The organism is Paenibacillus antri (genome assembly GCF_005765165.1).
GTDB classification, from domain to species: Bacteria; Bacillota; Bacilli; order Paenibacillales; family YIM-B00363; genus Paenibacillus_AE; species Paenibacillus_AE antri.
Map to the genome: position 1 here is coordinate 46,460 of NZ_VCIW01000032.1, position 12,310 is coordinate 58,769.

Annotated in this window: 14 protein-coding genes and 1 rRNA gene; all 15 read left to right on the forward strand. The window is 60.2% G+C overall.

Features of this window, described 5'->3' with window-relative positions; translation table 11 throughout:
- The first annotated feature begins 13 nt into the window (after positions 1–13).
- Positions 14–892 (forward strand): Hsp33 family molecular chaperone HslO, encoded by an 879-nt coding sequence (hslO, locus tag FE782_RS29830; protein WP_138198001.1) that lies wholly within the window; start codon positions 14–16, stop codon positions 890–892.
- A gap of 16 nt (positions 893–908) precedes the next feature.
- Positions 909–1,895: a peptidylprolyl isomerase gene (locus FE782_RS29835; RefSeq protein WP_138198002.1), complete on the forward strand. Its 987-nt coding sequence runs from the start codon at positions 909–911 to the stop codon at positions 1,893–1,895.
- A gap of 90 nt (positions 1,896–1,985) precedes the next feature.
- Positions 1,986–2,927 (forward strand): cysteine synthase A, encoded by a 942-nt coding sequence (gene cysK, locus FE782_RS29840; protein ID WP_138198003.1) that lies wholly within the window; start codon positions 1,986–1,988, stop codon positions 2,925–2,927.
- A 159-nt stretch (positions 2,928–3,086) separates the two neighbouring features.
- On the forward strand, positions 3,087–3,551 hold the full coding sequence (locus FE782_RS29845; RefSeq protein WP_158299614.1) for an ArsR/SmtB family transcription factor: 465 nt from the start codon (positions 3,087–3,089) through the stop codon (positions 3,549–3,551).
- Between the two features lie 147 nt (positions 3,552–3,698).
- A complete protein-coding gene (locus FE782_RS29850) occupies positions 3,699–5,210 on the forward strand; it encodes an anthranilate synthase component I family protein (protein WP_138198005.1) in 1,512 nt (503 codons plus the stop codon).
- Positions 5,211–5,246: 36 nt separating this feature from the next.
- Positions 5,247–5,828: an aminodeoxychorismate/anthranilate synthase component II gene (gene pabA / locus FE782_RS29855; protein WP_138198006.1), complete on the forward strand. Its 582-nt coding sequence runs from the start codon at positions 5,247–5,249 to the stop codon at positions 5,826–5,828.
- Positions 5,825–6,718, forward strand: a complete 894-nt coding sequence (locus FE782_RS29860; RefSeq protein WP_138198007.1) for an aminotransferase class IV — start codon at positions 5,825–5,827, stop codon at positions 6,716–6,718. Before pabA ends, FE782_RS29860 begins: the two co-directional genes overlap by 4 nt.
- Positions 6,705–7,520 (forward strand): dihydropteroate synthase, encoded by an 816-nt coding sequence (folP, locus tag FE782_RS29865; RefSeq protein ID WP_138198008.1) that lies wholly within the window; start codon positions 6,705–6,707, stop codon positions 7,518–7,520. Before FE782_RS29860 ends, folP begins: the two co-directional genes overlap by 14 nt.
- Before the next feature lie 21 nt (positions 7,521–7,541).
- Positions 7,542–7,913: a dihydroneopterin aldolase gene (folB, locus tag FE782_RS29870; RefSeq protein WP_138198009.1), complete on the forward strand. Its 372-nt coding sequence runs from the start codon at positions 7,542–7,544 to the stop codon at positions 7,911–7,913.
- Entirely contained in the window at positions 7,910–8,422 is a 513-nt protein-coding gene (gene folK / locus FE782_RS29875; RefSeq protein ID WP_138198010.1) for a 2-amino-4-hydroxy-6-hydroxymethyldihydropteridine diphosphokinase, read from the forward strand. The genes folB and folK overlap by 4 nt, the downstream gene beginning before the upstream one ends.
- Positions 8,374–8,589 (forward strand): helix-turn-helix domain-containing protein, encoded by a 216-nt coding sequence (locus FE782_RS29880; RefSeq protein ID WP_138198011.1) that lies wholly within the window; start codon positions 8,374–8,376, stop codon positions 8,587–8,589. Before folK ends, FE782_RS29880 begins: the two co-directional genes overlap by 49 nt.
- A 4-nt stretch (positions 8,590–8,593) precedes the next feature.
- Complete coding sequence (gene dusB, locus FE782_RS29885; protein WP_138198012.1) at positions 8,594–9,610, forward strand: tRNA dihydrouridine synthase DusB; 1,017 nt, start codon at positions 8,594–8,596, stop codon at positions 9,608–9,610.
- A 131-nt stretch (positions 9,611–9,741) separates the two neighbouring features.
- On the forward strand, positions 9,742–10,221 hold the full coding sequence (gene greA / locus FE782_RS29890) for a transcription elongation factor GreA (protein WP_138198013.1): 480 nt from the start codon (positions 9,742–9,744) through the stop codon (positions 10,219–10,221).
- 82 nt (positions 10,222–10,303) lie between these two features.
- Complete coding sequence (gene lysS, locus FE782_RS29895) at positions 10,304–11,815, forward strand: lysine--tRNA ligase (protein WP_138198014.1); 1,512 nt, start codon at positions 10,304–10,306, stop codon at positions 11,813–11,815.
- 324 nt (positions 11,816–12,139) lie between these two features.
- Positions 12,140–12,310 (forward strand): 16S ribosomal RNA (locus tag FE782_RS29900); the annotation flags it as partial.

A 12,310-nucleotide genomic window follows, 5' to 3' on the forward strand; every position in this document is an offset into this window, starting at 1 on the left:
GAGAGAAACGAGCTTGAACGATTATTTAGTACGGGCGACCGGACTGCAGGGGAAGGTTCGCCTGTTCGCCGCGCGAACGACTGACGTCGTGGAAGAAATGCGAAGACGGCATGACTTGTTCCCGACGGCCGCGGCCGCGGTAGGTCGGACGGCGACGGCGGCCGCGATGATGGGCGCGATGCTGAAAGGCGAAGAGAAGGTGACGATTCAGGTGAAGGGCAACGGCCCGATCGGCCAGATCGTCGCCGACGCGAACGCGAAGGGCGAAGTGCGCGCATACGCGGACAACCCGCATACGCATCTGCCGAGCAACAGCTTAGGAAAGCTGGACGTCGCCGGCGCCGTCGGCACGGAAGGGTTCATCTACGTCATTAAGGATTTAGGGCTTCGCGAGCCGTACCGCGGCAGCATTCCGATCGTCTCGGGCGAGCTCGCGGAGGACTTCACGTATTATTTCGCCAAGTCGGAGCAGACGCCTTCCGCCGTATCGCTCGGGGTGCTCGTCGATACCGATTACTCCATCAAGACGGCCGGCGGACTTATTCTTCAGCTGCTGCCGGGGCTGGAAGAGGACGAGATCGCCGAGCTCGAGAAGCGGCTCGCGGCCATCCCGCCCGTCACCTCGATGCTGGAGCGGGGACTGACGCCGGAGGATATGATGCGCGAACTCGTGGACGACATCTCCGCCGTGGAGCGACTGGAGCTGCGGTTCCAATGCTTCTGCTCGCGCGAACGCGTGGAGAACACGCTGGTGTCGCTCGGCAAGGAGGAGCTGGACGCCATTATCGAGGGGGAAGGCAGCGCCGAGGTGGTATGCCACTTCTGCAACGAAAAATACGGCTTCGATCGGACGGAGCTGACGACGCTGCGGGAGCGGCTGGACGCAAAATAGAATCGGTGGGAGAGCGATGTCGAGAGAAAAATGGCTTTGGGGACTTTGCGGCGTATTAGCCGCGCTCTCGGCCGCGCTGGCGGTGCTGCTCGCGGTATCGGGTCCGTCCGGAGGCGAAGCCGCGCCGCCGCCACCGGCCGAAGGCGTCCAGCCGGATGGACAAGGCTCGGGAACGTCGGGAGCGGGCGACGGGTCGGAGAAGCGCAAGATCGCGCAAGCCGGCTCGGTCACGTTGTACGAGGACGAATTTCTGGAGAAGCTTCGGAACGCCTTCGGAGCCGAATTCGTGCGGCATTGGTTGAAAGAAACCGTCGTCCGTCTGGAGGCGCAGTCCTTAGGCATTAGCGTAACCCGAGGGGACATCGACGACGAGCTGAACCGAATGCAAATCGGGTACGAGAGCGAAGCGGAATTTTATCGCGTCATGAGAGAACAGCTCGGGATGTCCGAGCAGGCGCTGCGGGACGATGCGTTGTATAGACTTATGCTGGAAGGGGTCGCGACGGCCCGCATCCAAGTGACCGAAGCGGACGTGGAGGCGTATATCGAGGACAATCCGGAAGAATTCGCTCCGATGCACGACATTCGGTACGCGTTGATCGTCGTCGACAGCAAGGAACGCGCGAATCTCGTGCTGCAGCAGCTAGGGGAAGGGGTCGCGTTCGATCTGCTGGCGAAGGACGTCTCGCTCGACGAGACGACGGCGGCCGCGGGGGGCGATTCGGGTTGGGTGTCCGCGGACGACCCGTTCATCCCGCTGGAGGCGGCCGAAGCGCTCGGCGAGATGAGCGTCGGCGACGTCAGCCCGCCCCTGCGGCTGGACGACGACCGTTGGATGATCGTCACGCTGCTCGGCCGCCGGACGATCGATCCGTTGGACGATTCGAACGTGCGGGAAGAGCTGAAGCGCGAGCTCGCATTGGCGCAAGCGCCGTCGTTATTCGATGTCGAAGCGATGCTGCTCGAGAAGTACAATGCAGTTGACTTTCTCGATGGCGATTGATAAGATGGAAACAAAACCGACCTAATTACTCGGGATTATCCTTCTCACCGTAAGTCGGGCGGGTCGGATCTAAGGAGGATTCATACCATTATGGCCAAATTAGTCCAGAACATCACGCAACTCATCGGAGACACGCCTCTCGTTAAGCTGAACCGAGTCGTGCCGGAAGACAGCGCTGAAATTTACGTAAAACTCGAGTACCAGAACCCGGGCGCGAGCGTGAAGGATCGGATCGCGATCAACATGATCGAAGCGGCCGAGCGCGAAGGGCGCATCAAGCCGGGCGACACGATCGTCGAGCCGACGAGCGGCAACACGGGCATCGGTCTTGCGATGGTCGCCGCCGCGAAAGGCTACAAGGCGATCCTCGTTATGCCGGAGACGATGAGCATCGAGCGCCGCAACCTGCTTCGCGCATATGGCGCGCAGCTCGTTCTGACGCCGGGGCCGGAAGGCATGAAGGGCGCGATCAAGCGCGCGGAAGAGCTTCAAGCGGAGAACGGCTACTTCATGCCGCAGCAATTCAACAACATCAACAACGTGGAAATCCACCGTCGCACGACGGGGCCGGAAATCGTCGAAGCGATCAAGTCGCACGACGGCCAATTGGACGCGTTCGTCGCGGGGATCGGTACGGGCGGCACGATTACGGGCGCGGGCGAAGTGCTTCGCGAGAACTTCCCGGGCATCCAGATCGTGGCGGTCGAGCCGGCGGCTTCGCCGGTATTGTCCGGCGGCAAGCCGGGTCCGCATAAGATTCAAGGCATCGGCGCGGGCTTCGTTCCGTCGATCTTGAACACGGAAGTCTATAACGAAATCATCGCAGTGGAAAACGACGACGCCTTCGCGACCTCCCGTCGCGTAGCGAAAGAGGAAGGCATCCTCGGCGGCATCTCGTCCGGCGCGGCGATCTTCGCGGCGCTGCAAGTGGCGAAGAAGCTCGGCAAAGGCAAGCGCGTCGTCGCGATCGTGCCGAGCAACGGCGAGCGTTACCTCAGCACGCCGCTGTACAACTTCGAAGAAAACCAATAATCGTTCGTGTAACGGATGGAAGCACCGCCGAGACCTTAGGGTCCGGCGGTGTTTTTTTGTGTTTACTGGTAAGTAGGAGGTGTCAGTTTTTTCGTATCGTCGATTTTTATCTAATTTAGAAATTTATCTACGATGGCAAAAAAGAGGAGGTCTTCCCCCTTGGACAAACGAAGCATCGTTCGATTCCATCAGGCGTTAGGCGACGACGTTCGTCTCGAAATCCTCAGTCTTCTGCGCAAAGAGGCGCGTACCGGGTCGGAGTTGGCGCGAATTCAGGGGCTGTCCCATGCGACGATATCGTATCATCTGGATCTACTGGGAGAGGCTAAATTATTACATTACCAACGTTGGGGGAGGGCAGTATCTTATCGGTTGGCGTCCGCCGTTCTGGAGTCGAAAGGAGGGGAGTCGGTTCGATGGTTGGCGGAGGGGGAGGTCTTTTCTGCAGAACATTTATTTACGGGAGAGGGGCGACTGCAACGTTGGCCTATGAAACGATCGGAGCAATACGAGACGTTGAAGAAGATCGTCGGTCGATTGGATGCGGATACGTTCTATCCGAGCGAAGCGATGAGCGCCTTCATGCGGGACGTCTTCGAGGAGGACCCTTGGACGTTGATCTGAGCCGGAATGGAGCATTGGATGATCGTGCGCGTTCCGGGCGGGTATTTGGTGCAAGCGGAGGAATGCTGGCGCAAGCGACCGTGAATTTCATCGCGAAATGCAGTATACTGAGGCAATAGTTTTCGAAGAACGGCGGTCGAGGGACGCATGATCACATACGGACAATGGGTGGATTGGAACGAGCGCTACAATTGTTTTCCATACATAGAGGTTTATGATTTCGCGGCGGAGCGCGTACGGAACTGGGAGCGATTGTGGGAGGAAGCGGGAGAAGCCGCGGTCGTGCTGGAGAGCGGGAAAGCCGGACGGTATACGTTCGTCGGCGCGGAGCCTGCGGAGTGGGTGTCGGGCGGGCTGACCGAGGCGGTTCGGCGTAAGGCGGGCGGCGGCAATCAAGCGGACGGCGAGAGGTTGGTCGGGCCGCCGCTGCAGGTATTGCGGCAATGGATGGCCGAGTTCGCCTCGCCGCCGGTGCCTCGCGCGCCCAAGTTTACCGGCGGCATCGTCGGTTACCTGGCGTACGACGTCGTTCGAACGATCGAGCGTCTGCCGAGCGACGCGGCGGCGGACTCGCCCGTACCGGACTACTTCTTTATGCGGTTGGAGAAGCTATGGATCATCGACCATGTCGACCAACGGCTCTATTGCGCGGCGTATCGGACTCGCCCCATGGGCGAGCGGTGGGACGGAGAGGCGCTTCGCGCGCGCTATGAAGAGGCGCGGGCGGCCGTCGCCGAGATGAAGCGGGCGTGGGACCGATGGACGCAGGCGGAAGCGCCGGCGCTGGATATCCCCGAGGCGCTCGACATCGACGTCGAACGGATGGCGGACGTCCGGCTCAGCTTGCCGAAGGAGCGGTATATGAACGCGGTCGAGCGGATTCGCGAATATATCGCGAGCGGCGACGTGTTCCAGGTCAATATCAGCGTCCGGCAATCGAAGCCGCTGCGCGCGTCCCCGGAGCGGGTGTTCGAAGCGCTGCGGCGTCTCAACCCGTCGCCTTATATGGCGTTCCTGCGCCTCCCCGGCGGCGAACGCATCGTCTCCGGCTCGCCGGAGCTGCTCGTGCGTCTCGAGCATGGCCGCCTCTCGACGCGGCCGATCGCCGGCACGCGTCCGAGGGGGCGGGACGTCGGCGAGGACGGAGCGCTCCGCGAGGAGTTGCTGCTCAGCGAGAAGGAGCGCGCGGAGCATATTATGCTCGTCGACCTGGAACGGAACGACCTCGGGAAAATTTCGACGTTCGGCACGGTTCGCGTCAAGGAACTGATGGCCGTCGAGCACTATTCCCACGTCATGCATATCGTGTCGGAGGTCGAAGGCGAGCTGGCCGACGGCAGGGACGCGTTCGACTGCATCGCGGCGGTCTTCCCCGGAGGGACGATTACCGGCGCGCCGAAGGTTCGCACGATGGAGATCATCGAAGAGTTAGAGCCTGTCCGACGCGGCGTCTATACCGGCGCGATCGGATGGATTGACTATAACGGCAATATGGAATTAAATATTACTATACGCACGCTGGTGTACAACGACGGAACGGCTCACGTGCAATCGGGGGCCGGGATCGTGATCGATTCCGTTCCGGAGAAGGAATTCGCGGAATCGTTAAACAAGGCGAAGGCGTTGTGGAAAGCGGTAGAAATCAGCGAACGCGCGTGACGAGCGGAGCGGAGCAGAGGAGAGGGAGGCGTTACTATGATTTTGGTCATCGATAATTACGACTCTTTTACGTACAACCTGGTACAGTATCTCGGGGAGCTTGGCGAGGAGGTCGTCGTGAAGCGGAACGACGAGATCGATCTCGACGGCATCGCCGCGATGCGGCCCGATCATATTTTGATTTCGCCGGGGCCATGCACGCCGAACGAGGCGGGCGTGTCGCTCGGCGTCATCGAACGGTTTAAGGGAGAAATCCCGATCTTGGGCGTCTGTCTCGGACATCAGGCGATCGGACAAGCGTTCGGCGGCGACGTCGTGCGAGCCGAGCGGCTGATGCACGGCAAGACGTCGCCGATCGAACACGACGGCCGCACGATGTTCGAAGGGCTGCCGAATCCGTTCACGGCGACGCGCTACCATTCGCTTATCGTGAAGCGGGAGACGCTGCCGGACGTATTGGAAATTTCCGCGCAGACGGCGGAAGGCGAAATTATGGGCCTTCGGCATAAGCAGTATCCGATCGAAGGGGTGCAGTTCCACCCGGAATCGATCATCACGGAGCATGGCCTTACGATGCTTCGCAACTTCCTCGACCGGACGCGGCGGGCGAACGCATGAAGCTGTGGTGGAACGGAACGATAATCGACGAGACCGAAGCCGTGATCCCGATAACCGATCACGGCTTTCTCTACGGGATGGGGCTGTTCGAGACGTTCCGCACGTACGGCGGCAAGCCGTTCCTCCTCGACCGGCACGTGGAACGGCTGCGGGCCGGCTGCGAGGAGCTGCGGATCTCTTACGAGCCGGACGCCTCCGAGATCGGAACGGCGATCGCGGAAGCGCTTCGGGCGAACGGCTTGACGGACGGGTACGTCCGCTGGTCCGTCTCCGCCGGAGCGGCGCCGCTCGGGCTGCCGAGCCCCGCCGGTTACGGGGCGCCGAACGTCGCCGTTATGGCGAAGTCGCTCGGGACGGGCGCGCCGGCGCCGAAAGAGCTGCATGTGCTTAGGCTGCCGCGGAACGGGCCGGAGGGCGGCGTCGTTCGGCGGAAGTCTTTTCATTATATGAACAATGTGTTGGGGAAATGGGAGCTCGCGGAGCGAACGGCGTCCCCGTCGGCGGAAGGGTTGTTCGTCGACGCGCAAGGCTTCCTCGCGGAAGGCATCGTCAGCAACGTCTTCTGGGTCGCGGACGGGGCGCTTTACACGCCGTCGCTCGATACGGGCTGCCTGCCGGGCATCACGCGCGACGTCGTGCTCGAGCTGGCGCGGGAAGCCGGCCTCCCCGTCGTCGAAGGACGGTTCGCTTGGGAGACGCTGCTTGCGGCCGACGAAGCGTTCGTCACGAACTCCGTGCAGGAGCTTACGCCGGTCGGCGTTTTGTACGATACGGCCGGGTCGGAACGGAAGCGGTGGGCGCCGGAAGCGGGACCGGTAACGGAGCGGCTCCGGCAGTCGTACCGCAAGCTTACGGGAATCGAGGGATCGCATACCGATGACCATTCATAAAGATCTTGGGCGTCGCACGCTTATCATGGGCATTCTGAACGTCACGCCCGATTCGTTCTCGGACGGGGGCAAATACACGACCGTCGAGCGGGCGGTCGAGCACGCGCGGCGGTTGATCGCCGAAGGCGCCGACATTCTGGACGTCGGGGGAGAATCGACTCGACCGGGATACGTTCCGGTTACCGACGAAGAAGAGATCGCGCGGGTCGTTCCCGTGCTGGAGGCGCTGCGCCGAGACGGCATCGACGTTCCGATCTCGATCGATACGTATAAGAGCGCCGTCGCGGAAGCCGCGCTTGCGGCGGGGGCCACGATCGTTAACGACATCTGGGGCGGCAAGAAAGATCCTCGGCTGCTGGAAGCGGCCGCGAGGCGCAACGCGCCGGTCGTCCTCACGCATAACCGAGACGATATGAATTACGGCCCCGACTTCGTCGTCGACGTATATAACGATTTAAGCGAGTGCGTCTGGGTCGCGAAGGCGGCGGGCATCCCGGACGATCGTATTATTCTGGACCCCGGGATCGGCTTCGCGAAAACCCGTCGGCATAATCTTGAGCTGTTGAACCGATTGGAAGCGGTCGCGTCGCTCGGTTTTCCCGTCTTGCTCGGGACGTCGCGCAAGCGATTCATCCGCGACATTCTGGACGCGGGGCCGGAGGACGTCGTCGAAGGCACGATCGCGACGACGGCGCTCGGCGTACAAAAGGGCGTCTCGATCGTGCGCGTGCACGACGTCGGAGCGAACGCCAAGGCGGCGCGAATGGCGGACGCGATCGTGCGAAGCGGCGAAGAGCTGTAACCGATAAAAGGGGGAAGCAAGATGGACACGATAAAGCTGGAGCGAATTCAGCTATACGGCAGGCACGGCGTGTTCGCGGAGGAAAACCGGCTCGGCCAGCGTTTCTACGTCAGCTTGGAGCTGAAGCTCGACCTCTCGAAGGCCGGGGAGACCGACGACTTGGAGCACACCGTCAATTACGCGGAAGTATACGGCCTAGCGAAGGACGTCGTGGAAGGCGAAACATTCAAATTAATTGAAGCGCTGGCAGAGACGCTCGCTTCCCGCATTCTTGACGCGTATGCTAAAATACATGAGGTAACGGTTCGCGTTATCAAGCCGCACCCGCCGTTCGACATCGTGTTCGACGGCGTAACGGTCGAGTTGACGCGCCGCCGGAAGGCGGCGTCATGAGCGTCGCTTATTTGGGCTTAGGCTCCAATATCGGGGATCGGGACGTCATGCTGGCGCAAGCGATCAAGCGATTGAACGGCCATCCTTCGGTACGGGTGACCGACGTCTCGCCGCTGTACGAGACCGATCCCGTCGGATACGAGGATCAGCCTCCTTTTCTCAACATGGCTTGCCGTATCGAAACTTCGCTCGCTCCGGAAGCGTTGCTCGCGGCGACGCTTACGATCGAACGGGAGCTGGGCAGAGAACGCACCGTTCGCTGGGGACCGCGGACGATCGATATCGATCTGTTGCTGTACGATAATACGACGCTGAACACGAAGGACCTGACCGTCCCGCATCCACGCTTGATGGAGCGGGCGTTCGTATTGGTGCCCCTTCTGGATATACTGGATAACAATGAGCGCGACTGGCTGCCAGGGCCCGCCGAGGGATCGGTCGACGCTGCGGGAGTGAGAAGATGGACCAGCAACAATTGGCCGGTAGAATTCGGGCATTCCGAAAGCTGAAGGGATATACGCAGAACGAATTGTCGGAGAAGCTCGGCGTCTCGGTCGCGGTGCTCGGAGCGGTGGAGCGCGGCACGCGCAAGGCCGAACCGAGATTGCTGCGCGAGATCGCCGATGCGCTCGGCATCGATAAAGAAGAATTGAACGGAACCGAAGGAGGGAATTGAGAAAATGACGAAGACGTTAAAAATCGGCAACGTCGAAACGAAAAACAACGTCGTGCTCGCGCCGATGGCCGGCGTGTGCAACCCGGCGTTCCGCTTGATCGCGAAGGAGTTCGGCACCGGCCTCGTCTGCGCCGAGATGGTCAGCGACAAGGCGATCCTGCACGGCAACGCGCGCACGATGGAGATGCTGTTCGTGGACGAGCGCGAGAAGCCACTCAGTCTGCAAATTTTCGGCGGGGATCGGAACTCGCTCGTGGCGGCTGCGAAGCACGTCGACAAGCACACGAACGCCGACATTATCGACATCAACATGGGCTGCCCGGTCCCGAAGGTCGTCAGCTGCGATGCGGGCGCTCGTTGGCTGCTCGATCCGAATAAAATTTACGAGATGGTCTCCTCCGTCGTCGACGCGGTCGAGAAGCCGGTCACGGTGAAAATGCGAATCGGCTGGGACCATGAGCATATTTACGCCGTCCAAAACGCGCAAGCGGTAGAGCGGGCCGGCGGGAAAGCGGTGGCCGTGCACGGTCGTACGCGGGAACAGCTTTACACCGGCAAGGCGGATTGGGACATGATCCGTCAGGTGAAGGAAGCCGTGAACATTCCGGTCATCGGCAACGGGGACGTCGCGACGCCGGAAGACGCGAAGCGGATGCTCGACACGACGGGCTGCGACGGCGTTATGATCGGCCGAGGCGCGCTGGGCAACCCATGGATGCTGTACCGCACGGTCGAATATTTAACGAAAGGCGAGCTCCCGGCGGAGCCGGACGCGGCGGAGAAGATGCGCATCGCCATGCTTCATCTCGATCGTCTGATCGCGTTGAAGGGCGAGGCGGTCGCCGTGAAGGACATGCGCAAGCACTTCGCTTGGTATCTCAAAGGGCTGCGCGGCGCGGCGGAAGTGAAAAACCGGATCATGGAAGTGACCACGAGAGACCAAGTCGTCTCGATTTTGGACGATTACGTCGCGGCGCTCGAGAGCGGGATGTTGGAGCCTGGCGCGCTTTCCGTTGTTTGACATTTGCTCCCCCTTGAAATATAATCGTCAATAATTTAAGGCCTGCTTGTGTTGATTCGGCCCCGCTGTTCATATAGTAATCACAAGTCGGAATACCGAACCAAATTTTCAGACGACGGGAGCTACTTAAAATGACGGAGAAAGAGGTCATTTTAACCCAAGAAGGGTTGAAAAAGTTAGAGGAAGAGCTGGAGCACCTCAAATCGGTCAAGCGCCGCGAAGTCGCCGAACGGATCAAGGTCGCGATCGGATACGGCGATATCAGCGAGAATTCCGAATACGAAGACGCTAAGAACGAACAAGCCTTCATCGAAGGCCGAATCATCACCCTCGAGAAGATGCTTCGGAACGCGCGGATCATCAACGACGACGAAGTCGACACGAACACGGTGAGCGTAGGGTCGATCGTCATCTTGGAAGATCTCGAGTTTAAAGATACGGTCGAGTATTCGATCGTAGGCAGCGCCGAGTCCGATCCGCTGCAGAACAAGATTTCGAACGAGAGCCCGGTAGGCAAGGCGATCCTTGGCAAATCGAAGGGCTCGATCGTCGACGTGAACGTGCCCGCCGGCGTCATTCAGTATAAAATCATCGATATTAAGAAGAAGTAATATAGCCCGACGACCTTGAGAGCTTCCTTCGGAGGCTTTTTTGGTTCATTGGGCTTGTCCTTCATTCGTAGGAGTGAGAATCATGAGCGATACGGTCCAACCACAAGAAACCGAAGTAAGCGAGCTGCTGCAAATCCGGCGGGACAAGCTGGATGCGCTGCGCGAGCTCGGCGTCGATCCGTTCGGCAAGCGTTATGAGCGCTCGAACTACGCAGGAGACGTACTGAAGACGTACGCGGAGACGACGGGCGAAACGCTCGACGCGAACCCGGTCGAGGTCAGCCTCGCCGGCCGCATTATGCAGAAGCGCGGCATGGGCAAGGCTTCTTTCGCGCACGTGCAAGATTTAACCGGCCGCATTCAAATTTACGTCCGCGAGGACGAAGTCGGAAGCACGCTGTACAAGGCGTTCAACTTGCTCGACCTCGGCGATATCGTCGGGGTGAGCGGCGTGCTCTTCCGCACGAAGACCGGCGAACTGTCCGTGAAGGCGAAGTCGATCGAGGTGCTGACGAAGTCGCTGTACCCGTTGCCGGACAAGTTCCATGGCCTGACGGACGTGGAGCAGCGTTACCGTCAGCGGTACGTGGATTTGATTACGAATCCGGAAGTGCAGCAGACGTTCATCACCCGTTCTCGGATCATCCAGGCGATGCGGCGGTACTTCGACGGCCTCGGCTTCCTGGAAGTCGAGACGCCGACGCTGCATGCGATTGCCGGCGGCGCCGCGGCGCGTCCGTTCGTGACGCATCATAACGCCCTCGATATGCAGATGTACATGCGGATCGCGATCGAGCTTCATCTGAAGCGCTTGATCGTCGGCGGTCTCGAGAAGGTGTACGAGATCGGCCGCGTATACCGGAACGAAGGCGTATCGACGCGCCACAATCCGGAGTTCACGATGCTCGAGCTGTACGAGGCGTACGCCGATTACCAAGACATCATGAAGCTTACGGAAAATGTGATTTCGCACATCGCCCGCGAAGTGCTCGGCACCACGACGGTCATGTACCAGGGCGTCGAGGTCAATCTGGCGCCGCCGTTCCGCCGCGCGCATATGGTCGACCTGATCAAGGAAGCGGTCGGGGTCGATTTCTGGGTCGAGATGAGCGACGAAGAAGCGAAGCGATTGGCGAAGGAGCATAACGTTCCGGTCGACCCGTCGCATACGTTCGGACATATCGTCAACTCGTTCTACGAGCAGTTCGTAGAGGAGAAGCTCGTTCAGCCTACGTTCGTCTACGGGCACCCGACGGCGATCTCGCCGCTCGCGAAGAAGAACGAAGCGGATCCGCGCTTCACGGATCGATTCGAGCTGTTCATCGTCGGCCGGGAGTATGCGAACGCGTTCACCGAGCTGAACGATCCGATCGATCAGCGGCAGCGGTTCGAAGCGCAGCTGCTGGAGCGCGAACAGGGCAACGATGAGGCGCACGAGATGGATCACGATTTCGTTCGCGCGCTCGAATACGGCATGCCGCCGACGGGCGGACTCGGCATCGGCGTCGATCGCCTCGTGATGCTGCTTACGAACGCTCCGTCCATTCGCGACGTGTTGTTGTTCCCGCATATGCGGGCGCGTTCCGTCGAGTAATAGGCAAAGCGCTCGGCCCCCGCGTCGGGGGCCGAGAAGCTTTACCGAAAAATGGGCGAAAGAAACACTTGCATTGATCTAGGCGGTTGTGATATATTATTGCTTGTCGCCGCGAGAAGGGCGGCGCCGAAATACGAAACAGCGACGGTGGGAAACATTGCCGGTTGCAATGACGGTTTCGGTTGTGGTAAATTAATAGTCCGGCCTTGAGCCGACAGCTTGTTCCTTGAAAACTGAACAACGAGCGCATACGCGCTGTGAGCTTCGGCTCATGGCAAATGTTTTAAAGCTAGCTTGTAATGAGCGCAGCATATTGAACTACCCTTTTTGGAGAGTTTGATCCTGGCTCAGGACGAACGCTGGCGGCGTGCCTAATACATGCAAGTCGAGCGGATCTTGCCCTTCGGGGCAAGGTTAGCGGCGGACGGGTGAGTAACACGTAGGCAACCTGCCCATAAGACCGGGATAACTGGCGGAAACGCCTGCTAATACCGG